The organism is Arthrobacter sp. RCC_34, assembly GCF_041360795.1.
In the GTDB taxonomy this organism is placed as follows: Bacteria; Actinomycetota; Actinomycetes; order Actinomycetales; family Micrococcaceae; genus Arthrobacter_E.
Map to the genome: position 1 here is coordinate 1,731,727 of NZ_JBFUPW010000001.1, position 24,645 is coordinate 1,756,371.

Below are 24,645 nucleotides of genomic sequence, written 5' to 3' on the forward strand. Positions count from 1 at the left end.
TACCTCTTTACATTCCACAATTACGGAGGTAACCTCCTTATTGAGGCGCGCGGAATGCGCCGCCTTCCCCAGACTCCCTCAGGAGGCCCCGGATGACCTTTGGCGCCGTCCCCCATACCCCAGGCCCGGGCGCAGGACGCCCTGCAGGCCCCGGTCGAGTCAACAAGGCCGACCTCACACAACTCGACCAGCACCCGGTCAGCAAGCGGCGCATCGCCGCCCTGTTCTCCGCCTACAAAGGCCCGCTGCTGCTGGTGGTCGTCCTGATCACCGGCAGCTCCATCGTCTCCCTCTTCCAGCCGTTCCTGGTGCGCAGCGTGATCGACGACGCCCTGCCCCACGGACGCACCGGCCTGCTCGGCCTCCTGGTGCTCGCCATGATCGGCGTCGCCGCGGTCACGGCGGTGATCGGGGTCTGGCAGACGTGGATCTCCACCCGCATCGGGCAGGGGGTCATGCATGATCTCCGGACCCGGCTCTTCGGCCACCTGCAGGCCCAGTCACTCGGCTTCTTCACCCGCACCCACGGTGGCGAGGTCCAGTCGCGCATGACCAACGACATCAACGGCATGCAGAACCTGGTCACCAATACCGCCACGGCCGTGGCTTCCAACGTCACCACCGCCATCGGCACCGTGATCGCCATGGTGGCCCTCTCCCCCTGGCTCAGCCTCGTCTCCCTCCTCGTCCTGCCACCCTCCATCTGGGTGGCCCGCCGGGTCGCCCTGCAGCGCCGGGACATCACGGTGAAGCAGCAGGCCAAGATGGCGGAGCTGCAGACGTACGTGGACGAAGGGCTGTCCGTCTCGGGCATCCGGCTGGCCAAAACCATCGGCTCCACGTCCCGGGACGCTGCACGCTTCGGCGCGGCGAGCCGCGAGCTGGCCGATCTGGAGATGCGGTCCCAGCTGGCGGGGCGGTGGCGGATGGCCGCCATGCAGATCGTCTTCGCCGCCATCCCGGCCGTCATCTACCTCGCGGCCGGCCTGCCGGTGGGCGGCATGGATCTCTCGATCGGCACCATCGTGGCCTTCACCGCCCTGCAGTCCGGACTGTTCCGGCCCGTCATGGGGCTCATGAGCGTCGGGGTCCAGTGGGTGACGGCCATGGCGTTCTTCTCCCGCATCTTCGAATGGCTCGACCTCGTGCCGGAGATCCGCGAGCCCGAGCACCCCGTGCGCCCCGACCCCGCCACCCTCCGTGGCGAAGTGCGCTTCGAGCACGTGGACTTCGCCTACCCGGGCAGTAGGACGAACGTGCTCCGCGACGTCGACCTCACCATCCCCGCCGGCACGACGGCCGCCGTCGTCGGACCCACCGGCTCCGGGAAGTCCACGCTGGCCTCCCTGCTCCCCCGCCTCAACGACGTCGGAGCCGGCCGTGTGACGATCGACGGAGTCGACGTGCGGGACCTCAGCTTCCAGGACCTCTCCGCGATCGTGGGCGTGGTCTCCCAGGAGACCTACCTGGCGCACGCGAGCGTCCGGGACAATCTGAGGATCGCCGCACCGGACGCGAGCGACGCCGTGCTGTGGGAGGCACTCGAGGCGGCCCACGTGGCCGGCCTCATCCGCAGCCTCCCCGCAGGCCTCGACACGATGGTCGGCGCGCGCGGTCACCGCTTCTCCGGCGGCGAGCAGCAGCGCCTCGCGATCGCCCGCACCCTGCTGCGCAATCCCCGCGTCCTGGTGCTGGACGAAGCCACGAGCGCCCTCGACAACACCACGGAAGCCCAGGTCCAGGCGGCCCTGGACCACCTGGCCGCCACCCGTACGACCCTGACGATCGCCCACCGGCTCTCCACGGTGGAGGACGCGGAACAGATCGTGGTGCTCGACGGCGGCCGGGTCGTCGAGCACGGCACGGCGCCGGAGCTGCGGGCGGCGGGCGGCGCGTTCGCCGAGCTGTCGGCGCGCCAGCTCAGCGACCCCGAGTTCGAGGACGACCTCGAGGACGAACCGGTCGGCTGAGCCGTGCTCTGACAACCCCGCCCGGAAACGCCGGAGGCCGGTCCGTGGCAAACGGACCGGCCTCTTCTGTGCGCCGAGGTCGCCCCCGGCCAGTGCGTCAGACTCAGCGCTTCGACAGCGCCCCGGCCACCAGGAACGCGAGTTCCAGGGACTGCATGTGGTTCAGGCGCGGGTCGCAGACCGACTCGTAGCGGTCTTCGAATGCGGCCTCGTCGATCGGATCGGCGCCGCCGAGGCACTCCGCCACGTCGTCGCCGGTCATCTCCACGTGCAGACCGCCCGGGAAGGTGCCGAGGGCCTCGTGCACCTCGAAGAATCCGCGGACCTCGTCCATGACATCGTCGAAGCGACGGGTCTTGTAGCCGTTCTTGCTGGTCACGGTGTTGCCGTGCATCGGGTCGGTCACCCAGAGCACCTGGGCCCCGGACGCGGTGACCTTCTCCACGATGGGCGGGAGGTTCTCGCGGATCTTGCCGGCTCCCATGCGCGTGATGAAGGTCAGGCGGCCGGGCTCGCGGTTCGGGTCCAGCTTGTCGATGAGGCGCAGGGCGTCATCACCCGAGGTGTTCGGGCCGAGCTTGACGCCGATGGGGTTCCGGACGCGGGACAGGAAGTCGACGTGCGCGTGGTCCAGCTCGCGGGTGCGCTCACCGATCCACAGGAAGTGGGACGACGTGTCGTACGGGAACCCGGTGCGGGAGTCGATCCGGGTGAGGGCGCGCTCGTAGTCGAGGAGCAGCGCCTCGTGGCTGGCGAAGAACTCCACCCGCTTGAGGGCTTCGAAGTCCGCGCCGCAGGACTGCATGAAGCTGATGGCGCGATCGATGTCCTTGGCCAGGGACTCGTAGCGGGCGTGGGCCGGGTTGGCCGTGAAGCCCTTGTTCCACTGGTGCACCAGACGGAGGTCCGCGAAGCCGCCCGTGGTGAAGGCCCGGATGAGGTTCAGGGTGGACGCCGAGGTGTGGTAGGCCCGGAGCATGCGGCCGGCATCGTGCGCACGGGACTCGGGAGTGAACTCGTACCCGTTGACGATGTCGCCACGGTAGGCCGGAAGCGTGACGCCGTCACGCGTCTCGTCGTTGGAGGACCGCGGCTTGGCGAACTGCCCGGCCATGCGGCCCATCTTGATGACGGGGAGGGAGGCGCCATACGTCAGCACGACGGCCATCTGGAGGATCGTCTTCACCCGGGAGGAGATCCGGTCCGCCGTGGCGGCCTCGAAGGTCTCGGCACAGTCGCCGCCCTGGAGGAGGAAGGCACGCCCCTGGGCCGCGGCCGCGAGGCGCTCGCGCAGCACATCGACTTCGCCGGCGAAGACGAGCGGGGGAAGGATGGAGAGTTCCTTGACCGAGGCGTCGAAGACCGCGGGATCGGACCAGGTGGGCTGCTGGTTGATCGGCAGCGAACGCCACTCGTCGAGGCCGGGATAGTCAGCCGCTCCGCTCTGGGATGCGGCCGCGAAGGCGGCGGAGGAGTCGGGGGCCGCTGTGGTGGAAAGCTCAGTCACACGGTCGATTCTAGACGCCCGGGACGGGATCGCCGTTTCGGGTCCATAGGACGGACGCCTGGGCGGCCGGGCGCCCCGGAGGATTCCCGGACGGGGCGTCAGGACGACGCCGGGTGCTCGCCGTCGTCGGGCCGGATCCCTGCCGCGGCCGCGGCCGCCTCCGCCTTGACCGTGGCGGCGTACTTGTCCACGTATTCCTGCCCGGAGAGCCTCATGAGCCGCTCCATGACGGCGTCCACCACTTGCCGCTGCACCTCGTATTCTTCGGCGCGGTCGGCCAGGTGACTGAAGTCGAGAGGTTCGCCGAAGATGACGCCGATGCGGCGGATGCTGGGGACCTTGCGGCCGATCGGCTGCACCTTGTCCGTTCCGATCATGGCCACGGGGATGATCGGGACCCGGCATTCGAGGGCCAGACGCGCCACGCCGACCTTGCCGCGGTACAGGCGTCCGTCCGGGCTGCGGGTGCCTTCGGGGTAGATGCCGAGCAGTTCGCCGTTCTTCAGCACCTCCGCTCCCGCGCCGAGCGACAGGCTGGAGGCGGCGCCGCCCGAACGGTCCATCGGAAGCTGGTTCGTCAGACGGAAGAAGGCCGCCGTCAGCCGTCCCTTCAGTCCACGCCCGGTGAAGTAGTCGCTCTTGGCAAGGAAGACCACCGGACGCGGCACTTCGAGCGGCATGAAGACCGAATCAGAGAAGGAGAGGTGGTTCGAGGCCAGGATGGCGCCGCCCTCCTGGGGGATGTTGTCCAGGCCTTTGACCCAAGGGCGGAAGATCAGCTTGACCAGTGGCCCGATGATCACGTTCTTCATCAGCCAGTAGAACATGGCCGTCCTCCTTGGAAGTGGCGGTGTCAGGTGGGCCCTGACGGAGCCCGGAACCTGCGCCCAGACTACATGGACGGGCCAGGCGGGTCCCATGTCGCGCCACTTTGGGGAATGATGGAGTCATGAGCAACGAGGCACTGCATCCGGAGCAATCGGCCATCTCTCACGACGCGTTCAGCAGCGACGGGCACGGTCCTCGCGCCCGCGTGGGCGTGGTCATGTCCCACGGCTTCACGGGAAGCCCGCACGGCCTCCGGGACTGGGCCACTCACCTGGCGGACGCCGGCTTCGCGGTGCGGATGCCGCTGCTGCCCGGACACGGCACCACGTGGCAGGACATGTCCACCCGCAGCTGGCAGGAGTGGTACCAGGCCTACGAGGCCAGCTACCAGGAACTCGTCCCGCTGTGCGACACGATCGTCACGGCCGGTCTCTCGATGGGCGGCTGCCTCGCCCTGCGGCTCGCGGCGCTCAAGCCCGTGGCCGGAACCGTGGTGGTCAACCCGGGCCTCGTGATCGACGACTGGCGGGCCCCGCTCTCCGGTCTGCTCAAGCACCTCGTGAAGTCGACCCCGTCCATCGCGAACGACATCCTCAAGCCCGGCGTCGACGAGGGCGCCTACACCCGGACGCCCACGGCCTCCGTGCATGAGCTGCACAAGCTCTTCGCGAACACCCGGGAGCTGCTCCCCCGCATCAGCACGCCGGTGCACCTGTTCCGCTCGCGCACGGACCATATCGTGGGCGATTCGAGCGTCCGCGCCCTGCAGAACGGTCTGCGGGACGGACTGCTGGACATCGAGTGGCTGGAGAACAGCCTGCACGTCGCCACCGTGGACAACGACGCCCCTCTCATCTTCGACGGCAGCGTCCGTTTCATCGACTCCCTCGGGGCCAGGCGATGACCCCCGGCGAGGACAACACCCCCGGCAGCCGCTCCTCCGAGGAGCCCCCGCCGGAGGAACCCCGTGATTCCGGCGACTCCGGCCAGGACGACGACGCCGTCTGGGAGGATCTGGTCGCGCGCCTCAAGGCCACCGACAGTGGAGAAACCCCGGCCGCTCAGACTCCTGGGACCGGAGCCGGTTTCTCCGCCTTCGACCCTCTCGGTCTCAGCAGCCCGGCTGCTCCGCCGTCCACGGGCGGCGGGCCCCGGGACTACGTCACCGACCCCGACGTCGAGGAGGAACTGGACAGCTTCGTCCCGGAGGATCCCGGCCCCCTGAGCGAGGCGGATCCCCGCCTGGCTCTCGCCTGGGCCGGCGCCGCGGGGTCCCCGCTGCTGATCGTGCTGCTCCTGATCTTCTGGCGCTCCGCACCCCAGCCGGTATGGTGGGTCCTCATCGCAGGATTCATCGCCGGCATCGGCTACCTCCTATGGCAGCTTCCACAGCGCAGCGATGACGATTACGACGACGGCGCCCGCCTCTAGCCGGTCTGCCTGACCGCCCCGGCTTAACCGCCGGCGCGCAGCCTCGGCCCGGAAGCCCGGCCGCGGACCGCCGCCTTGAGCGGCAACGCACCGCGCAAGGGAGCCCGCCGGGCCGCGTTCCGCGCGAGGTCCGCGGCGCCGACGAGCCCGGCGTCGGGACCGAGCTTCGCCAGGGCGACCCGCGCGACCGGCCTGAACCCGCGCCCCGTGAGGTTGCGGTGGAACGTCCGCTCCGCGGCGTCGAGCAGCAGATCCCCCGCCGTGGACAGTCCGCCGCCGATCACGAAGGTGCCCGGGTCGAGCGCCGCGGCGAGGTTGGCCAGGCCGAGCCCGAGCCACTCCCCGACATCGGCGACGAGTTCACGGCTCTGCGCCTCGCCCTCGAGCGCCAGACGGGTGATGAGCGACCCGGTGATCCGGCGCACGTCGCCGTGCGCGGCGGCCAGGATCTCCTGGGCCATCGGAGAGTTGGCGGCGGCCAGCTCGCGGGCGTCCCGTCCGAGCGCGTTGCCCGAGGCGTACTGCTCCCAGCAGCCACGGTTGCCGCATTCGCAGCGGTGACCTCCGGGGACCATGATCGCGTGCCCGAACTCCCCCGCGACGCCGAACCTCCCTCGCTCCAAGTGCCCGTCGTTCACCATGGCCCCGCCGATCCCGGTGCCGAGAGTGATGCAGACCAGCCGGGACTCGCCCTGGCCCGCCCCGAAGCGCCACTCGGCCCAGGCTGCGGCGTCCGCGTCGTTGACCACATGCACTCGGCGCCGGAGCTTCTCCTCCAGCCGGGCGCGCAGGGGCTCATTGCGCCAGGCGAGGTGCGGGCTGAAGAGGACGGTGCCGCCGTCGAGGTCCATCCAGCCCGCCGCGCCGATGCCCACCGGGGCGCCACGACGGCCGCTGCTCAGCTCCTCGACGAGCTCCGCGATGACCTCCTCCACCCGCGCGGCGTCCTGGCCCGGGGTCTCCCGGCGTTCCGAGCGGAGAATTCTGCCGTGCTGGTCCACCAGGCCCGCCGCGACCTTGGTGCCGCCGATGTCGATGCCGATGGCGAGCGACGGTCTGCGGCCGGCGCGCGGGATGGTGTGCTGCATGAGCCCATCTTAGGGACGCGGACACTAAGTTACTGGCGAGTAGATATAATGTGGATCACATCCCCCGAGCGCAGCAGCCCGCGTCGGACCCGGACTCCATGACCTCAGAGCCACGGAAACCCCCGGGTACTAGGCTGGGTGCAAGCCCTGTCGGGGGACGGGATATCGAAGGAGCTATCGTGCGAGAATTCAGCATGCCGGCCAAGGTTCATCTGGACCCGGCCAGCAACATCACCGACTTCCTGCTGCGGCACGCCCGCGGTGGCAAGAACCCGGCCCTCTTCGCCACCCGGGACGCCTCCGGAACCTGGCAGGACATCTCGGCCACCGAGTTCCTCGATGACGTCTCGGCACTCGCCAAGGGTCTGATCGCCAACGGAGTGCAGCAGGGCGATCGGGTGGGCATCATGTCCCGCACGCGCTACGAATGGACCCTGGTGGACTTCGCCATCTGGTTCGCCGGCGCGATCTCCGTCCCGATCTACGAGACCTCCTCCCCCAGCCAGGTGGCCTGGAATCTCGGCGACTCCGGCGCCGTCGCCGCCTTCGCCGAGCAGTCCCATCACGAACACGCCATCCGCGCCGCCGTCCGCGCCGAGAATCTGGACGGCATGCGGCATGTGTGGCAGATCGAAGCCGGTGGACTCGACGAACTCCGCACCGCCGGAGCCAACGTCAGCGACGCCGAGCTGGAAGCGCGCCGCAGCAGTTCCTCCCTCGGCAGCATCGCCACGATCATCTACACCTCCGGGACCACGGGACGGCCCAAGGGCTGCGAACTGACCCACGGAAACTTCGCCGAGCTCTCCGACAACGCGCTCGCCCAGCTGGGCGTGATCGTGAACCAGGGCGCCTCAACCATCATGTTCCTGCCGCTGGCCCACGTGTTCGCACGCTTCATCTCGGTGCTCGCCGTGGCCGCGGGCTCACGGGTGGGCCACACCCCGGACGTGAAGAACCTTCTCCCGGATCTCCAGAGCTTCCAGCCGAGCTTCATCCTGGCCGTGCCCCGGGTCTTTGAGAAGGTGTACAACTCGGCCCTCTCCAAGGCCGAGGACGGCGGCAAGGGCGGCATCTTCCACAAGGCCGCCGAGACCGCGATCGCCTACTCCCGAGCACGCCAGGACGGGAAGGTCGGGCTGGGCCTCAAGCTCAAGCACACCCTCTTCGACGCCCTCGTCTACAAGAAGCTCCGCGAGGCCATGGGCGGCCACGTGACCCATGCGGTGTCCGGCGGCGGCCCGCTCGGTGAACGCCTGGGCCACTTCTTCAACGGCATCGGCCTGCTGGTCCTCGAGGGCTACGGCCTGACCGAGACCACCGCGCCCATCACCGTCAACACCCTGGATCTCAACCGCATCGGCACGGTCGGACCGCCCCTGCCGGGCAACGCGGTGCGGATCGCGGACGACGGCGAGATCCTCGCCAAGGGCGTCTGCGTCATGCGCGGCTACTACAACCGTCCCGAACTGCAGGACGAGGCCTTCACCGACGGCTGGTTCCACACCGGCGACATCGGCGAACTCGATGAGCAGGGTTTCCTCCGCATCACCGGCCGCAAGAAGGAGATCATCGTGACTGCAGGCGGCAAGAACGTGGTCCCGGCGCTCCTGGAGGACCAGATCCGCGCGGACGCCCTGGTCTCCCAGGTGCTCGTGGTGGGTGACAACCGGCCGTTCATCGGGGCGCTCGTCACGCTTGACGAGGAGGCGCTGCCGGGCTGGCTCGAACGGCACGGGCTCTCCTCCGGCCTGTCCCTGGCGGACGCCGCGCGTGAGGACAAGGTCAAGGAAGCGGTGCAGCAGCTGATCTCCAAGGCCAACGAATCCGTGTCCCACGCCGAAGCGATCAAGTCCTTCCGCATCGTCACCGAGGACTTCACGGAGGCCTCCGGCCACCTGACCCCCTCGATGAAGGTCAAGCGCGCCCAGGTGGTCAAGGACTACTCGGACGTCATCGAGGAGATGTACTCCGCGCCCAAGCCCGCCTGAGCGGCGGACGCGACGCACGACGGCGGCCCGGCACCTGATGGTGCCGGGCCGCCGTCGTGCGGGGGTGCCCGGTCAGCCCGGACACCCACCGGGGTCAGCCGATGACGAGCAGCAAGTCGCCGCCCTGTACCTGCTCGATGGCGGAGATTGCCAGGCGCTGCACCGTTCCCGCGACCGGCGAGGTGATGGAGGCCTCCATCTTCATGGCCTCGATGGTGGCGACGGCGTCACCCGCCTCGATGGTGTCGCCCACCGCCACCTTGAGCGAGACCGCGCCCGCGAACGGCGCGGCAACCTGACCGGGGACGGCCGGGTCGGCCTTCTCGGCGGCCTTGACGTTGCTGGTGACGGAGTGATCCCGCACCACCACCGGGCGCGACTGGCCGTTGAGCTTGCAGAGCACCGTCCGCATGCCCTTCTCATCCGGCTCGGAGATGGCCTCCAGGCTCGCGATCAGACGGACGCCGCGCTCCAGTTCGATGACGTGCTCCTCGCCGCGCTGCAGCCCGTAGAGGTAGTCCCGGGTGTCCAGGACCGAGAGGTTGCCGTAGCTCTCCTGGCTCCGCAGGTAGTCCTTGGTCGGGCCGGCGAAGAGCAGCCGGTTCAAGGTGGCCCGACGGGTCTCGGAGTCACCCTGGAGCGCCTCCGAGTCCTCCGCGTTCAGCTGCACGTCCCGCGGCTTCACGGCGCGGCCCTGCAGGGCCTTGCTGCGGAACGGCTCGGGCCAGCCACCGGGAGGGTTGCCCAGCTCGCCGTTGAGGAAACCGATCACCGAGTCCGGGATGTCGAAGTTGTGCGGGTTCTCCCGGAACTCTTCAGGGTCCGCACCGAGACCCACGAGGTGCAGAGCCAGATCGCCCACCACCTTGGAGGACGGGGTGACCTTGACCAGGCGGCCGAGGATCCGGTCCGCGGCCGTGTACATGTCCTCGATGGCTTCGAACCGCTCGCCGAGTCCCAGCGCCATGGCCTGCTGGCGGAGATTGGAGAGCTGGCCGCCCGGGATCTCGTGCTGGTACACGCGGCCGGTGGGCGCTGCGAGTCCGGACTCGAAGGGCGCGTAAACCCTGCGGACGGCCTCCCAGTACGGTTCCAGGGCGTCCACGGAGGACAGCTCGAGCGCCGTCTCCCGCGGTGTGTGCGCCAGGGCGGCGACCAGCGCGGACATGGCCGGCTGGCTCGTGGTGCCTGCCAGGGCCGCCGAGGCGACGTCCACGGCGTCCACTCCCGCGTCCACCGCGGAGAGGAGCGTGGCGAGCTGGCCGCCCGCCGTGTCGTGGGTGTGCAGGTGCACGGGCAGATCGAACCGCTCACGGAGCGCCTTGACCAGGACCGCGGCAGCGGCCGGGCGCAGGAGACCGGCCATGTCCTTGATGGCGAGGATGTGCGCACCGGCGTCGACGATCCGCTGCGCGAGCTCCAGGTAGTAGTCGAGGGTGTAGAGCTCCTCGTCCGGGTTCAGGAGATCGCCGGTGTAGCAGAGGGCCACCTCCGCCACGGCGGTGCCGGTCTCGCGGACCGCCCGGATGGCGGGCTCCATCTGGTCGACGTCGTTGAGAGCGTCGAAGATGCGGAAGATGTCGATGCCGGTGGCCGCGGCCTCCTGGACGAAGGCACGGGTCACCTCCTCCGGGTACGGCGTGTAGCCCACGGTGTTGCGGCCGCGCAGGAGCATCTGCAGACAGATGTTCGGGATGGCCTCCCGGAGCGCGGCGAGGCGCTGCCAGGGGTCCTCGCCCAGGAAGCGGAGAGCGACGTCGTACGTCGCACCGCCCCAGGCCTCCACCGAGAAGAGGCCGGGCAGCAGGCGAGACACCGCGGGACCGGCCGCCACCAGGTCCCTCGTGCGCACGCGGGTCGCGAGCAGGGACTGGTGGGCGTCACGGAACGTCGTGTCCGTGACCGCGACGGCGGACTGCTCGCGCAGCGCCTTCGCGAAGCCTTCCGGGCCCAGTTCCAGCAGACGCTGCCGCGAGCCGGCCGGAGCCTCGCCCTCGGGGACCGCCGGGAGCTTGACCTCAGGACCCGTGCTGACACGCGGCTCGCCGTGCGGCTTGTTGACAGTGGTCTCCGCCAGCCAGGTCAGCAGCTTGGTGCCGCGGTCGGCCGAGGTGCGGGCCTTCAGCAGCTCGGGGCGCTCCTCGATGAAGGACGTGGCGACCTTGCCGGCGACGAAGTCCGGATCGTCCAGCACGGCCTGCAGGAACGGGATGTTGGTGGAGACGCCGCGGATGCGGAACTCCGCGAGGGCGCGCCGGGCGCGGGCCACCGCGGCCGGGTAGTCGCGGCCGCGGCACGTGAGCTTGACCAGCATCGAGTCGAAGTGCGGGCTGATCTCGGCACCCGAGTACACGGTGCCGCCGTCGAGGCGGACACCGGCGCCACCGGCGGACCGGTAGCCGGTGATCTTGCCGACGTCGGGCCGGAAGCCGTTGGCGGGATCCTCGGTCGTGATGCGGCACTGGAGCGCGGCGCCCTTGAGGCTGACGGTCTCCTGCGAGAGGCCCAGATCCGCCAGGGTGGCGCCCGCGGCGATGCGCATCTGCGCCTGCACCAGGTCCACGTCGGTGACTTCTTCGGTCACCGTGTGCTCCACCTGGATGCGGGGGTTCATCTCGATGAAGACGTGCTGTCCGGCCCGCTCGCCCGCGGTGTCGACCAGGAACTCGACCGTACCCGCGTTGACGTATCCGAGGGCCTTCGCGAACGCCACGGCATCACGGTAGAGCGCCTGCCGGATGTCCTCATCCAGGTTCGGCGCCGGCGCGATCTCGATGACCTTCTGGTGACGGCGCTGGAGCGAACAGTCACGCTCGAAGAGGTGCATGACGTTGCCCTCGGCGTCGGCCAGGATCTGGACCTCGATGTGGCGCGGCCGCAGCACGGCCTGCTCGAGGAACATGGTCGGATCGCCGAACGCGGCATCCGCTTCGCGCATGGCGGCCTCCAGGGCCTCGCGCAGATCCTCCGGCTTCTCGACCCGGCGCATGCCACGGCCGCCGCCGCCCGCGACGGCCTTGGCGAAGATCGGGAAGCCGATCTCCTCCGCGGCGGCCAGGAGCTCTTCGATGTCGCGGGACGGCTCGGAGGACTTCAGGACCGGAACGCCGGCCTTGCGGGCCGCGGCCAGAGCGGCGACCTTGTTACCGGCCAGCTCCAGGACATCGGCCGGCGGGCCGACGAAGGTGATGCCGGCGTCGGCGGCCGCCCGGGCCAGCCCGGGGTTCTCGGAGAGGAAACCGTATCCGGGATAGATCGCATCCGCGCCCGATTCCTTCGCGACCCGGACGATCTCCTCCACGTCGAGGTAGGCCCGTACCGGATGACCCTCCTCTCCGATGAGGTACGCCTCGTCCGCCTTCTGGCGGTGAATGGAGTTCCTGTCCTCATGAGGGAAGACCGCCACTGTCTTGGCACCCAGCTCATAGCCGGCGCGGAAGGCCCTGATCGCGATTTCGCCGCGGTTGGCCACCAGTATCTTGGAAAACATGCTTCTCCGTACGTCACAAGCCGGGTTGTTCCCGTGCCCCAAGTCTGACCATGTGTCACTCACCACACAAGGAGTGGTGACTGCTATCACAGTAGCGGCCTGAGCACGCCGTTCGCTCGACCGCGAAGCGACTGTGACACGGGAAGACCAGGCCGCGCCGCGCCGCGGCCCGGGGGTTCCACGGCGGCGCCGCAGGGAGCGTCGACAGGTGACGGCGCACCGCCGGGTAAGTCTGCACGGATGCCACGCCGTGAGCCTTCCGCGACACACGGGTCCGCCTCCCGCGACGCAATCCGGCGGAGCGGGCGCCGCCCGCCCCTATGATGGAAGGTGATGCCACCCTGCGGAGACGGTCCGCACATCGTGGGGCCCGGCAGAGAACACCAAGTGTCGAGTTACAGGGGTGTGGGTTCAGAAGTGCGAGTCGTAAGCGTCAGCAGTCTCAAAGGTGGAGTGGGCAAGACCTCTGTCACCACGGGATTGGCATCCGCTGCACTGGCCGCAGGTGTCCCCACCCTCGTGGTGGACCTCGATCCCCATGCCGACGCCTCCACCGCCCTCGGAACGAGCGCCGGCCGTGTCACGGACATCGGCAGGCTCCTGAAGACCGCGCGGCGCGCCCGTCTGGCGGACCACCTCACGCCGAGCGCCTGGGTCGACGGAAACGGCACCCTGGACGTGGCCATCGGCTCCGCGTATTCGGGCATCTATGACCGCCCGGATCTGGGCCGTCGCGACCTCCGGCGTCTCCGGCAGCTGCTGGAACCCGTCACCGGCTACGATCTGGTGCTCATCGACTGCCCGCCGTCGCTCAACGGCCTGACCCGGATGGCCTGGAACGCCAGCGACGACGTCGTCCTGGTCGCCGAGCCCGGCCTGTTCTCCGTCGCCGGCACCGAGCGGACGCTGCGTGCCATCGACATGTTCCGCCGCGAGTTCTCCCCCCGCCTCAATCCCGCGGGGATCGTCGCCAACCGGGTGCGCCTCGGCTCGAGCGAGCACATGTACCGTCTCGACGAGATGCGTTCCATGTTCGGTCCCCTGCTCTTGGAGCCGGTGGTGCCGGAACTGGCGAACTGGCAGCAGATCCAGGGCGCCGCACACGCCGTGCACCAGTGGCCGGGAGACTCCGCCAAGGGTGTGGCGGCCGTCTACGACCAGCTCCTCGCGGCCATCCGCAAGGCCTGAGCCGGCAGGCCTCCACCAGCAGACAGCGAAGGCCGGTCCGTCTCAGACGGACCGGCCTTCAACGTTCCCGGGAAGGGATCAGCTGATCTTCTTCTGCGCCCGACGGCGGCTGAGTTCGTCCTCGGGGAAATCCTGGGAGAGCGCGTGCTCGCTCGGCAGTTCCGCCAGCGTGCCTTCGACCTCACGCCAGACACGGCCCACGGCGATGCCGAACACGCCCTGGCCGCCCTGGACCAGGTCGATGACCTCGTCGGCGGACGTGCACTCGTAGACGCTGGCGCCGTCGCTCATGAGCGTGATCTGGGCGAGGTCCTCGACGCCACGCTCACGCAGGTGTTCCACGGCGGAACGGATCTGCTGCAGAGAGACGCCGGTGTCGAGGAGGCGCTTGACCACCTTGAGCACCAGGATGTCCCGGAAGCTGTAGAGACGCTGGGAGCCGGAACCGGCCGCGCCACGCACCGTCGGCTCCACGAGGCCTGTCCGGGCCCAGTAGTCCAGCTGACGGTAGGTGATCCCGGCCGCCTTACACGCGGTGGGACCGCGGTAGCCGGCGTCCTCGTCCAGGAGCGGCAGGTCCTCACTGAACAGCAGCCCCTGGGCGCCCGCAGCGGGGGCAATGGGTGCGCCTGCGTGCTGGCGCTTGCCCGCGTCGCCTTTCGGACTCACGTCTTCCTCCTCTTCAAGGGTTCCCGGGGTGCGAAGCGCCGGACCGGCGGCTCTGCTCACACGGAAAGTCACACCGCCCTGGGGCGGCCCCTGCTTCCAGTGTGAACGGCTCGATGCCGGGTGGCAATGGGAACCTGATACTTCGACGTTAGGGCCGCGAGGCCCCCAGGTCAAAGACGTTCGGCGCTTTTTCGTGCCGTGTCGAAACTTTAACGCTGAACTTGAAGCTTAAGGACTGTCCGGGACGGCCCGGAACCCGGCTCAGGGCTCGAAATCCTCCGGTTCCACGCCATTGAGGAATTCGCGGAACTGACGGAGCTCCTGCTCCTGCTCGGCGGTGGCCGGAGCGGCACTCGACGCGGCCTGATCCGGCTCGTCGTCCTCTCGTCCGCCGGCGGGGCGGGCCACCTCGGCGTCCTCGTCCTGGATCTCGATGAGGACACCTGCGTCGTCGAGGACCTGCTCGGCGCACCAGATCCGGCAGTGGCTGCGGAGGGCCAGCGCCAGCGCGTCGGAGGCGCGGGAACTGACGCTCGTGCCGTCGTCGAACTGGAGCTGGGCGTAGAAGACCGAGTCCTCCACGCTCACGATCGTCACGGACACCAGGGAACGGCCGAGGGCCTGGATGACGTCCAGCATGAGGTCATGGGTGAGCGGGCGGGGCGGGACCACGCCCTGCTGCGCGAGGGCGATGGCGCTGGCCTCCGGAGGACCGATCCAGATGGGGACGTGCCGCTCCCCCTTGGTCTCCTTGAGGAGCACCAGAGGCTGGTTGCCCGGAAGCTCGATCCGGACGCCGACCACCTCGACCTCGATCATCACTTCTCCAATCGGGAGATCTGGCCCTGGATGACGGCCTGATGCAGGTCTTGGAGCAGACCACTCAGCTCGCGGGCGGCGTCGGCGGTGCGGGCACGGGAGCCCGAGTCCTTCCGCGACGCCAGCGGGGCCACGGCCCGCTCGATCAGCGCGAACTCACGTTCGGCGGCGGCCAGCACGGGCCGCAGGTGGCGAGGTTCCAGCCCCTGGGCCTCCAGACGGGCGCAGCTCACGGTCACCTGAAGGGCGTACTCGTCGAACTGCCCGCCCTCGTGGGTGATGATCCCGTAATCCAGGAGCTCCTTGACCAGGCGCACACTGGCGCCGGACTCGGCACGCAGCTGGGACTCGCTCAGCAGCCGGGAGCGGCCGCGCAGGGCTTCGGCGGGATCCTCGGACACCAGCTTGGGCGAGAGCTTCATGCCGCCCGGCAGGTTGTCCGGACGCTCCCCGCGGTCGATGGCGTCGAGGTAGTCGCGGATCACCTTGAGCGGCAGGTACTGATCCCGCTGCAGGGCCAGGACGAAGCGCAGGCGCTCGACGTCGGCCTCACTGTACTGGCGGTACCCCGCCGGGGTGCGCTGGGGCGTGATGAGCCCCTTCTCCTCCAGGAAGCGGATCTTGGAGGCGGAAATACCGGGAAAGTCCTCGTTCAGCTGAGCGAGGACTTCTCCGATGTTCAGGACGACGGCGGCGCCTTGGCGCCGGCCGGACTGTGCAAGTGCCACGTTGCGCGGCGCCTCAGTCCTGGCCGGCCGGGCGTGCCGGGCTCGGGTAGTAGTTCAGACGGAACTTGCCGATCTGGACTTCCACTCCGCTCTTGAGCAGCACCCGGTCCACACGGTCGTGGTTGACGTAGCTGCCGTTCAGGCTGCCAGTGTCCACCAGTTCGTAGCCCGCGGGGGTGCGCACGAACTCGGCGTGCTTGCGGGACACGGTGACGTCGTCCAGGAAGATCTCGGCATCGGGGTGGCGCCCGACGGTCACACGGTCCGTGTCCAGCAGGAAGCGTGCCCCGGCGTTCGGGCCGTGGTGCGCGATCAGCAGAGCGGATCCGTGCGGCAGGGCCGCGATGGACGCGATGTCCTCCGGACCCAGTTTCGGGTCGGCCGGCACCACGTCGGAAAGGACCGGAAGGTACACCGAGGTGGTGTCCGTGGACTCGCCCTCAAATGCGGCTTCGTCTGCGGGTTCGACGGGGACCGATGGTTGTTCAGACATCGGGCGGCTCCTCACTCTTCTCGCCTCGGCGGGGTTCTTTCCCGGATCCTCCGGTGATGGATCCGGGAACGGTGCGTGCTGTCCGGGACCGATCGCCCCGGACAGCACGGACAACTGCTTTCTAGCCTACCTGCTGACCGTACGCTTCGGCGCTGAGCAGGCCCGACAGTTCGTCAGCACCGGCGATGCGGACCTCGAAAAGCCAGCCGGCGCCGTACGGATCGGAGTTGATGAGCGCCGGATCGGCGTCCAGCGACTCGTTGCGGGCGACGATCTCACCCGACACCGGGGCGTAGATGTCGCTGACGCTCTTGGTGGACTCCACCTCGCCGACGACGTCGTTGGCGGTCACGGCGGTCCCTGCCTCGGGCACCTGTGCGTACACGACATCGCCGAGCGCGTCCTGGGCGAAATCGGTGATGCCGACTCGCACCACACCGTCCTGCTCCGTGCTCGCAACCCATTCGTGTTCGGCGGTGTAGGACAGCTCTGCGGGGATGTTGCTCATCGCCTGGCCTTTCGTCTGATTCTGGTGGTCACCTGGATCACGGCAACCGACGCTGAAAGTATAGGCACATTACAAGCCTCAGTGGCCGGGCACGTGCCATGATGATCCCATGAGTGAACAGAGCGGCTCCATCACGCCTCCGCCCACGTCAGGGCAGGGACAGGCACCCCGATCCTCATCCGCCGGAAAATCCAGGACTCTCACCTGGATCATCCTCGGCGTCATCCTCCTGGCAGTGGCGGTGATCGCCTACTTCATCGCGGCCGCCGTCGTCCCGGTGGAATGGGCCAAGAACATCAACGGGCAGGCGGGTCCCGGCTCCGGCGGGGTCTTCCTCGGTCTGGGGTACGGCCTGATCCTGACCTTCCTCTCCCTGTGGATCGCCTGGCAGGCCACCCACAAGAAGATCACCTGGCCGTGGAAGGCAGTGATCCTGGTGATCGCGGTGGCCGTGTCCACCCCGAACCTCCTGACGGCCGGCATCGCCTGGGGCACCTCCAATGCCGCGCACAACGCCCAGCGCATCATCGGCACCGGACCCACGTGGTTCCCGCTGTGGAGCGGGATCGGCGCCATCACCGGCGCGGTCCTCTTCATCGTGGCCCTGGTGCTGTGGAAGCTCTGGCGGCGCCGCGGCCAGCAGGCGAAGCTGTACAAGGCCGTGGAGAAGCAACGGCTGCTCGAGGAGAAGGAGGCGGCGCGTGCCGCCGCCAAGGCCCAGCAGGCCCAGGAGCGCCGGCAGGAGCCGTAAAGCACGCCGACCACGACGACGGCCCCCGCACCTCAGGTGCGGGGGCCGTTCCCGTGTCACCGTCGTCGGGCGGTCCGTGGAGTCAGTAGCCGCTGCCGCCCTCGACCCGGTACCGGTCCGCGACCACGCGGCCGCGGTGCAGCACGGTGCGGTCGCCACCGCGGTCCATCACGGCGCTCGTCACGGTCTCGCCGTCCACCAGCACGACGTCGGCACGGTCCCCCACCGCCAGGCCGGGACGGTCGTCGACGCTTGCCAGGCGGGCCAGGGAGCAGTCCATGATGCTCGCACCGCCCCGCGTGGCCACAGCCACCGCGTGCTCCACCAGAAGGTCGGCCCGGAAACCGCGGGTGAAGGCGAGCTGCCAGGTGCGGTCCAGGAGGTCGCAGTTACCGTACGGGCTCCAGTAGTCCCGCTGGCCGTCCTCCCCCAGCCCGACGCGCACCCCGGCGGCCGTGAGGTCCTGGAGGGGAAGCTGCCCGGCAGCGGCGGGAGCCACGGTCGTGAGGGAGATGTCCAGCTCCGCCATGCGTTCGATGAGGGAACGGGTCGTCGCCTCGGAGGAGCCGCCCAGCGTGTACGCGTGGGACAGATTGACCTTGCCCTGCATCCCGAGCGCCCGGGTCCGTTCCATGATCAGCTCGGTGCTGAAGATCGCGAGATCGGTGGGCTCGTGGAGGTGGACATCGACGTCGACCTGGTACTTCTCGGCCAGCCCGAAGACGACGTCCAGGTGGCGGACCGGGTCCCGGTCCAGCTGGCACGGGTCGATGCCGCCCATGACGTCGGCGCCCTGGCGCAAGGCCTCCTCGAGCAGTTCCGGGGTGCCCTCTTCCAGGAGGATGCCCGCCTGCGGGAAGACCATGATCTGAACCTCGGCCTGCTCGGCGAACTTCTCCTTCGCGGCCACCACGGCTTCGTACTTCTCCAGGCCCGTGTCGACGTCCACTTGGGCGAAGGACCGGACCCGCGTGGTGCCCCGCCCGATCATGCGCTCCAGCGTGCCGGCCACGCGCTCCCTGAGCGGGATCTCGGCCGAGCGCCAGTTCTCCCGGTCGTTGCTCATCATGCCCCACACGCCCGGACGGCCCGTGTGCTCGCGGAACGGCAGCCCGATCCGGGTCGAGTCCAGGTGCACGTGGACGTCGCTGAAGGCGGGCAGCAGCAGTCGGCCCCGGCCGTCGACGACGTCCTGCCCGGCTTCCGCCGCCGCCTCCGGCTCGTGCGGCCGGACCGCGGCGATCAGTTCGCCGTCGAGCAGGACATCAGAGGGGGCGCCGCCCCAGGGTCGGACGTTGCGGATCAGCATGGTCGCCTTTCGACGCGGTGATCAGGAGTGCGGTGGTCAGGAGAGCCGGGTCAGGCGTGGGAGTCCGCAGACGAGGCCTGCTTCGCGATGGCCTGGCTGCGGCTGCTGACCATGTGCTGGCCGATCAGGACCTGGGTGCGGGCGACGTCGCGGTCGGCGATCGCCTCATAGAGGGCCGCGTGCTCCTCCGCCACCCGGATGAGATCGTCGTGCTGCCCCATGAGCCAGCGGATCCGGCTGCTCAGGATGCCCTGGAGCTCGTTGAGCAGCTCATTGCCGGCCAGCGACGTGACGATCTCGTGGAAATCGGCGCCGGAGCGACGGGCACGGACGGCGTCGCCTGCCTCGGCCGCCTGGAACTCGCGGTCCAGCGCGTCCTTGAGCCGCCGCAGCCCCTCACGGTTGTGCCGCTGGGCGGCCAGGGTGAACGTCAGGGACTCGAACGCCGCCTGCACCTCGTTGAGGTCGACGACGTCGGACGCGGAGAACTCGCGAACCACGGCCCAGGTGCGGGGCCGCGGCGTCACGAGGCCTTCGGACACGAGCGTCCGCAGTGCCTCGCGGACCGGGAGACGGCTGACCCCCAGTTCCTGGGCCAGATCCCGCTCCACGAGCTTGCTGCCGGGCAGGCGCACGCCGTCGAGGATCTCGTCGCGGATCTGACGGGTCACGCGGAGGGACTCCGGCTCGAAAATCTCCGTGTTGGACATTCCCCCATTATCACACCACGAACATCCGTTTTTGGAATACCAAAGAGGGAATGTCATGGTCAGGACGCCAGATGGCTGCTGATCGCGTCGAACATCGCGGCCGCGGCCGGTCCTTTGACCGGGTCCACGGGGAGGGCGGTGCTGGAAAACTTCACCCCGACCACCCCCGTGGTGCGGTTGATGTAGACCATCTGGCCGTGGATCCCGAGGCAGAACGCCACATCCGGGCGTCCATCCAGGAACCAGAACTGGCTCCTGTACCGGCCGCCGGGCGTGTGCTCGCCCTCCGGACCGGCGGCGAACGCCTCCGTGGAATCCGGTCCGCCCGCGAAGATGTCGTCGACCCACTCCGCCGGGAGCACCCGGTCCCCGGTGAGCGCCAGCCCGCCGTCACGGATCATCGCGCCGAAGCAGGCGAGATCGCGCACGGTCGCGCAGATGCCGCCGTCGAACATTCCGGTGCCCTCGGCGTCCACCGTGATGAACGCGGGGTCGGCGGCGCCCAGACGGCTCCACAGCAGCTCCGTGGCCAGTTCGGCGAACGGCTTCCCGCCGACCGTCTCGCACACCCACCCCAGGACGTCCGTCTCACAGCTGCGGTACTCGAAGTACCCGCCGTGCTCCCGGTCCTGTTCCAGGGTCGCGAGGAATTCCTTCAGCGAGGCGGGGCCACCGGGTCGCCGGGGTGCCCAGCCGACGGACTCGTCCAGGCCCCGCACCTCGGAGGCCGGGTCCAGGTACTCCTCGGAGAAGCGGATCCCGCTGCGCATGTCCAGGAGGTCTCGGATCCGGGCACCGCCATAGCCCGCGTCCCGGAGTTCCGGAAGGTACAACCCCACTGTCCGGTCAGTGTCGAGGCGCCCCTGCGCGACCAGCGCGCCGACCACCGAGGACACGAGCGACTTGCTCACGGACATGAGCAGATGCCGGGTGCGCGGTGTCATGGCGCCCCCATACTGCTCAGCGATGACCGTCCGCCCGTGCAGCACGAGCCAGGCATCCGTGTCCGTGGAATCCAGGACGGACCTCACCGTCGATCCGGAGCCGTCCGGCAGGGTGACGGCCAGACCGGACAGGTCCCGCGGACGTTCCCCCAGCGTCGCGGCAGCACCGGGACGGATAGTGCGCGTCGGAAACAGGGTGTCCATGTGCTGGAAGGACCAGCGCAGGTTCGCCGGGTCCTGCCAGTCGGCGACGGTGACGGCACCGGCCGGCGTCCTCGTCCGGCTCTCCGCGCTCACAGGGTCACTCCCCCGCCGTGTAGACGCTGCGCCCGGCGACGACGGTTTCCACCACACTGGTCTTGAGGAGGGACTCGTCACCCTCGGCGAAGGGATTGATGTCCACCACGACGAAATCCGCCGCGTAGCCCTCGGCCAGGCGGCCGTGCGTCGCACCGTCGCCCACCGAGGCGGCCGCGTCGCGCGTGGCATGGCCCAGCGCCCGGGCCAGCGGCAGGGCGAGCTCCGGCTGCACGGCGTCGTAGGAGGCGTCCAGCGCGGACTTGCGGGTCGTCGCCACATACAGATTCGGGAAGGCGCCGTAGGGTGCGGTGGGCGCGTCGGTGGAGAACGCGAGCAGTGTGCCCGCCTCCTCGTACTCGGGCCAGGCGAAACCGCGGTTCACCCGGTCGTCGCCCAGCATGGCGTCCCAGTTCGCCCGGACGGCCGCATCCGTGTGGACCGGCTGCATCGAAGCGATCACGCCGAGCTCGGCCATGCGGCGGGCCGTGCCGGGCGCCGCGTACTCCAGGTGCTCGATCCGATGCCGTCGCGGACGGTCCCCGTTGACCTCGATGGCGTGCTCGATCGCGTCCAGGGCGATGGCGCTCGCGGCGTCGCCGATCGCGTGGAGGGCGGCCTGGAGCCCGGCGGCGTCGGCAGCCGCGAGCGCCGGCTTGAGCCGTTCGAGCGGCCAGATGGGCTCGGCGTTGGAGTGATCGGCGTAGGGCTTGTTCATGGCCGCGGTGCACGCGTCGATCACGCCGTCAATGATGAACTTCACCCCGACCACCCGCAGCGACGGATGGGTCAGGCGAGCCGCGAGTTCGGCGGCACGCTCCACCTGGGCAATGTTCTGCGCGTCGTCCCCCGTGTTGTCGATGAACCAGTGGGCTGCGACGCGGAGCGGCAGGCTTCCGCCGTGGCGTTCGACGGCGCGCTCGAGGGTCGCGAGCGACACCTCGTCGAGAGCCATGTCGACGGCCCCCGTCACCCCGGTGCCGAGGTACGCCTCGAAGGTGCGGTCGATGGAGGCGTCGCGTTCCGCGTCGCTCGTGACGGAGGCGAGGTGGGTCCAGACGAAGTGCTGAGCCGCCGTCTCGTAGAGCATGCCCGTGGCGTTGCCCTCGGCGTCCCGCTCGATGCGGCCGCCGATGGGGTCCGGGGTCTCCCGAGTGATCCCCAGTTCGGCGAGCGCGGCGGAGTTGACCCAGCAGGAGTGGTAGTCGTTCGCGTCGAGGAAGACCGGCACGTCCGCGACCGCGGTGTCGATCATCGCGGCGGTCGGCTCGCCACCGGGCACCGAGTCGAACAGCCAGCCGCGGCCCAGGACCCGTTCCGCGCCGGGGTCGGCTTCCCGGGCGGCGCGCAGCCGGTTCTGGATCTCCTGCAGGCTGCGGGCGTCGGTGAGTTCGACCTTGCCGAGCGCTTCCCCCGTCATGAGGAGGTGCGTGTGGGCGTCCACGAAGCCGGGCACCACCAGGCGGCCGCCGAGGTCCACGGTGTCCGCGCCCTCTGCGGCGGCGCGTGCGTCCGCCTCGGAGCCTGCGAAGGTGATCCGCGCGTCGTCGACGACGAGGGCCTGGGCCCATTCCTCACCGCCCTCACCGTTCGCGGTGAAGATCAGGGCGTTGTGGTAAAGCGTGCGTGCCATTCTCAGGCCTCCTGTGGTTCGGCGTGTGCAAGGGGGAAACGGTCCGCGGCGGGCGCGGGGTGGTCGGGGGCCGGGGCGGCCTGGCGCGTGGAAAGACGTGCCACCGCGACGGCGGGTACGGCCAGGAGCAGACTGGCCACTCCGAGCAGCAGGGTGAAGCCCTGGTGACCGAGGGCGTCGACGAGTCCGGCTCCGATGACGGGGGTCAGGCTGGAGCCCACGAGATACACGGCCAGCAGGGGGCCGGACCAGCGGCCGTCGGCGTCCAGCGCGGCGGCGGTGGCGACGAAAAACATGAACGCCACGGCGTAGACGGTGTTCCAGGCGATGAAGACGACGATGAAGGCCGTAGGGTCGGTGACGAGCGACGAGCAGATCTTGAGGGCGCTGCCCAGCACCAGCAGGATGGCCAGCGGTACGGCACGCCCCAGCCGGTCCCCCACGATCATGAGCAGAAGAGAACCGATCAGCCCGCCGGCGGTCGCGCCGCTCAGAGCGAGGCCCAGCCCTTCCGGGGTCACTCCGGCCACGGCGCCACCGACCACTCCACCCATGGCCCAGAGCGAGTCCTCGCTGACAGCCCAGAGCGCGAAGGTGACGAGCAGCGCCCAGCCGGCAAGAGTGACGGTCCGCGGCGCGGCCGGGACGGCGGGGCGGATGACCGGGAGGGATTCGGTCGCGGGGACCTCGAGCGGGACGGCTTCGGCGACCGCCGCGTCGACCCCGCCTCCGGCGACGGGCGCTCCGGGCAGCCAGACGCTCAGCACGAGTCCGATGAGAGAGAACAGGGCCAGCGCGCCGAAGACGTTCACGGGCGCCAGGCCCAGGACCGGGACGACCGCGAGCACGACCGTGATCACGCCGCGGTTGACCAGCCCGTTCAGGCCGGCCACCCGGTCGGGATTGGTGAAAGCTGCGAAGGCCGCGCCCGACGCCGCCACCGCGCCGCCTGCACCCACGCCTCCCAGCAGGAGGCCGGGGATGATCACGGCGGCAGTGGGCACCAGGGCCGCGGCGCCGAAGGCGAGCACTGCGAGCGCCAGTCCGGCGCGGGCCACGAGGAGTCTGCGGGGTCCGGCGCACAGCGGGGCCACGAGGAGCCCGGCGATCGCGGTGGCGAGCAGCACTCCGGTGACGATCCAGCCTGCGGTGATGAAGTCCACGCCCACCGAGGTTTCGAGGGCGCTGATCATGTACGGCGAGAGATTGACGCCGAGGTAGCCGGCGACCGCGATGGCGAAGGTGGCCGAAGCGTTGCCAAGGCGCAAGGGGATGCGGGTGGCGGGTCGGGAGTGGGTCATGGTGCTCCAGGCGGGACACCGGCGCCAATGCCGGGTCCGGGACGGGCGGGGACGGATGGTCCTCCACAATAAACGAATAGCATTCGTTTATGAGTATGACCCACGTCACCTCAAATGGGAAGCCCCGCCCGCAAGGCGTCGAGCGTATGGCCCGCCCGGCCCCGGCTGACCCGCCGCGCGCTAGGCTGGACGGTGCACGACGGCGGCGGAGGCCGGCGTCGCGCACTGTCACCCCGCCCGCCTTCCGAAAGCAGCCCATGGCACGTCCCCGGACCCCCGTCCTCACGGCGGCTCGCATCGCCGACGCCGCCATGGAACTCATCGATTCAGGGAAGCCGTTCGGCGTGAACGCCCTCGCCCGGGCGCTCAGCGTCCAGCCGTCCTCGCTCTACAACCACCTGGACGGGCGGAGGGCCATCATCGAGCTCGTGCGCGGCCGGCTCGTGGAGCGCTACATGAGCGACATCCCGGAGGACCTGCCGTGGGATGAGGCGGTCGAGCTTCTGGTCCGTTCCGAGCGGCGCATGTACACGGAACATCCACACATCGTGCCGCTCATCGTCACGGAGACAGTGACCGACGCGGCCGCCATCGCCTCGTATGACCACATGGCGGGGATACTCCTCCGGGGAGGGTTCCCCGAGGACGAGGTGCTGGTGCTGATCCAGCTGCTCGACGCCTTCGCGCTCGGTTCGGGCCTCGACTACGCCGCTCCCGAGGACGTCTGGGAGCCGACCACGCCCACGCTGCATCTGGCGCGCCTGTTGGCACTGCAGCCGAGCGGCAAAACCAGGAGTGACCAGGCATTCGAGATCGGCCTGGAGATGCTCCTCACCGTGCTGCGCGCCCGGCTGGCGGCGCACCGTGCCCCTCAGACCGACGGCGCCTGACCTCCGGCCGGTGGGAGCGGGCGGGGCAGGCCCGAGCCGCTACCGCGAGGAGTTCGGCGAGCCCGTGGGCGTCTGAGCGCGTCGCCCAGCCGTTACGCGG

21 protein-coding genes are annotated in these 24,645 nt (G+C 69.6%); 7 read left to right on the forward strand and 14 right to left on the reverse strand.

What is annotated here, in order from left to right; translation table 11 throughout:
- The first annotated feature begins 92 nt into the window (after positions 1 to 92).
- Positions 93 to 1,970, forward strand: coding sequence for an ABC transporter ATP-binding protein (locus AB6732_RS08125; protein WP_370959447.1), 1,878 nt, complete (start codon positions 93 to 95; stop codon positions 1,968 to 1,970).
- Between the two features lie 103 nt (positions 1,971 to 2,073).
- Here the strand turns inward: AB6732_RS08125 and AB6732_RS08130 are convergent, their stop codons facing one another.
- Positions 2,074 to 3,477 carry a class II 3-deoxy-7-phosphoheptulonate synthase gene (locus AB6732_RS08130; protein ID WP_370959448.1) on the reverse strand — a complete coding sequence of 468 codons (1,404 nt, stop codon included), beginning with the start codon at positions 3,475 to 3,477 and terminating at the stop codon, positions 2,074 to 2,076.
- 98 nt (positions 3,478 to 3,575) lie between these two features.
- Entirely contained in the window at positions 3,576 to 4,304 is a 729-nt protein-coding gene (locus AB6732_RS08135) for a lysophospholipid acyltransferase family protein (RefSeq protein WP_370959449.1), read from the reverse strand.
- Positions 4,305 to 4,426: 122 nt separating this feature from the next.
- Between AB6732_RS08135 and AB6732_RS08140 the strand changes: the two genes are divergently transcribed.
- Both AB6732_RS08140 and AB6732_RS08145 read left to right on the forward strand, forming a co-directional pair.
- Positions 4,427 to 5,209, forward strand: a complete 783-nt coding sequence (locus AB6732_RS08140; protein WP_208188639.1) for a carboxylesterase — start codon at positions 4,427 to 4,429, stop codon at positions 5,207 to 5,209.
- Complete coding sequence (locus AB6732_RS08145; RefSeq protein ID WP_370959450.1) at positions 5,206 to 5,736, forward strand: hypothetical protein; 531 nt, start codon at positions 5,206 to 5,208, stop codon at positions 5,734 to 5,736. The genes AB6732_RS08140 and AB6732_RS08145 overlap by 4 nt, the downstream gene beginning before the upstream one ends.
- A gap of 23 nt (positions 5,737 to 5,759) precedes the next feature.
- Here AB6732_RS08145 and AB6732_RS08150 read toward each other — a convergent pair whose 3' ends face one another.
- Positions 5,760 to 6,824 (reverse strand): ROK family glucokinase, encoded by a 1,065-nt coding sequence (locus AB6732_RS08150; RefSeq protein ID WP_370959451.1) that lies wholly within the window; start codon positions 6,822 to 6,824, stop codon positions 5,760 to 5,762.
- 179 nt (positions 6,825 to 7,003) lie between these two features.
- Between AB6732_RS08150 and AB6732_RS08155 the strand changes: the two genes are divergently transcribed.
- Positions 7,004 to 8,815 (forward strand): long-chain fatty acid--CoA ligase, encoded by a 1,812-nt coding sequence (locus AB6732_RS08155; RefSeq protein WP_370959452.1) that lies wholly within the window; start codon positions 7,004 to 7,006, stop codon positions 8,813 to 8,815.
- Positions 8,816 to 8,909: 94 nt separating this feature from the next.
- Here the strand turns inward: AB6732_RS08155 and AB6732_RS08160 are convergent, their stop codons facing one another.
- A complete protein-coding gene (locus AB6732_RS08160) occupies positions 8,910 to 12,305 on the reverse strand; it encodes a pyruvate carboxylase (protein WP_370959453.1) in 3,396 nt (1,131 codons plus the stop codon).
- Between the two features lie 417 nt (positions 12,306 to 12,722).
- Between AB6732_RS08160 and AB6732_RS08165 the strand changes: the two genes are divergently transcribed.
- On the forward strand, positions 12,723 to 13,493 hold the full coding sequence (locus AB6732_RS08165) for a ParA family protein (RefSeq protein ID WP_370959454.1): 771 nt from the start codon (positions 12,723 to 12,725) through the stop codon (positions 13,491 to 13,493).
- 78 nt (positions 13,494 to 13,571) lie between these two features.
- Here AB6732_RS08165 and AB6732_RS08170 read toward each other — a convergent pair whose 3' ends face one another.
- The 5 genes from AB6732_RS08170 to gcvH all read right to left on the reverse strand — a co-directional run bounded on the left by AB6732_RS08170 (position 13,572) and on the right by gcvH (position 16,710).
- Positions 13,572 to 14,162, reverse strand: a complete 591-nt coding sequence (locus AB6732_RS08170; RefSeq protein WP_066215540.1) for a MerR family transcriptional regulator — start codon at positions 14,160 to 14,162, stop codon at positions 13,572 to 13,574.
- A 261-nt stretch (positions 14,163 to 14,423) separates the two neighbouring features.
- Positions 14,424 to 14,981, reverse strand: a complete 558-nt coding sequence (locus tag AB6732_RS08175) for a bifunctional nuclease family protein (protein ID WP_370959455.1) — start codon at positions 14,979 to 14,981, stop codon at positions 14,424 to 14,426.
- Positions 14,981 to 15,709 carry a MerR family transcriptional regulator gene (locus AB6732_RS08180; RefSeq protein ID WP_107003421.1) on the reverse strand — a complete coding sequence of 243 codons (729 nt, stop codon included), beginning with the start codon at positions 15,707 to 15,709 and terminating at the stop codon, positions 14,981 to 14,983. The genes AB6732_RS08175 and AB6732_RS08180 overlap by 1 nt, the downstream gene beginning before the upstream one ends.
- A gap of 13 nt (positions 15,710 to 15,722) precedes the next feature.
- On the reverse strand, positions 15,723 to 16,202 hold the full coding sequence (locus AB6732_RS08185) for an FHA domain-containing protein (protein ID WP_066215548.1): 480 nt from the start codon (positions 16,200 to 16,202) through the stop codon (positions 15,723 to 15,725).
- A 121-nt stretch (positions 16,203 to 16,323) separates the two neighbouring features.
- A complete protein-coding gene (gene gcvH / locus AB6732_RS08190; RefSeq protein ID WP_066215551.1) occupies positions 16,324 to 16,710 on the reverse strand; it encodes a glycine cleavage system protein GcvH in 387 nt (128 codons plus the stop codon).
- A gap of 109 nt (positions 16,711 to 16,819) precedes the next feature.
- Between gcvH and AB6732_RS08195 the strand changes: the two genes are divergently transcribed.
- Positions 16,820 to 17,461: a hypothetical protein gene (locus AB6732_RS08195; protein WP_370959456.1), complete on the forward strand. Its 642-nt coding sequence runs from the start codon at positions 16,820 to 16,822 to the stop codon at positions 17,459 to 17,461.
- An 82-nt stretch (positions 17,462 to 17,543) separates the two neighbouring features.
- Here AB6732_RS08195 and AB6732_RS08200 read toward each other — a convergent pair whose 3' ends face one another.
- Genes AB6732_RS08200 through AB6732_RS08220 form a run of 5 tightly spaced genes read right to left on the reverse strand, consistent with a single transcriptional unit; the run spans position 17,544 to position 23,655 of the window.
- Positions 17,544 to 18,770 carry an amidohydrolase family protein gene (locus tag AB6732_RS08200; RefSeq protein WP_370959457.1) on the reverse strand — a complete coding sequence of 409 codons (1,227 nt, stop codon included), beginning with the start codon at positions 18,768 to 18,770 and terminating at the stop codon, positions 17,544 to 17,546.
- A 50-nt stretch (positions 18,771 to 18,820) separates the two neighbouring features.
- On the reverse strand, positions 18,821 to 19,480 hold the full coding sequence (locus tag AB6732_RS08205; protein WP_066215559.1) for a GntR family transcriptional regulator: 660 nt from the start codon (positions 19,478 to 19,480) through the stop codon (positions 18,821 to 18,823).
- Between the two features lie 59 nt (positions 19,481 to 19,539).
- A complete protein-coding gene (locus AB6732_RS08210; RefSeq protein ID WP_370959458.1) occupies positions 19,540 to 20,721 on the reverse strand; it encodes a serine hydrolase domain-containing protein in 1,182 nt (393 codons plus the stop codon).
- Between the two features lie 4 nt (positions 20,722 to 20,725).
- Complete coding sequence (locus AB6732_RS08215; RefSeq protein WP_370959459.1) at positions 20,726 to 22,354, reverse strand: amidohydrolase; 1,629 nt, start codon at positions 22,352 to 22,354, stop codon at positions 20,726 to 20,728.
- A gap of 2 nt (positions 22,355 to 22,356) precedes the next feature.
- On the reverse strand, positions 22,357 to 23,655 hold the full coding sequence (locus AB6732_RS08220; RefSeq protein ID WP_370959460.1) for an MFS transporter: 1,299 nt from the start codon (positions 23,653 to 23,655) through the stop codon (positions 22,357 to 22,359).
- Positions 23,656 to 23,912: 257 nt separating this feature from the next.
- Here AB6732_RS08220 and AB6732_RS08225 point away from each other — a divergent pair, with 257 nt between their 5' ends.
- Positions 23,913 to 24,545 carry a TetR/AcrR family transcriptional regulator gene (locus AB6732_RS08225; protein WP_370959461.1) on the forward strand — a complete coding sequence of 211 codons (633 nt, stop codon included), beginning with the start codon at positions 23,913 to 23,915 and terminating at the stop codon, positions 24,543 to 24,545.
- The last annotated feature ends 100 nt before the right edge of the window (positions 24,546 to 24,645 follow it).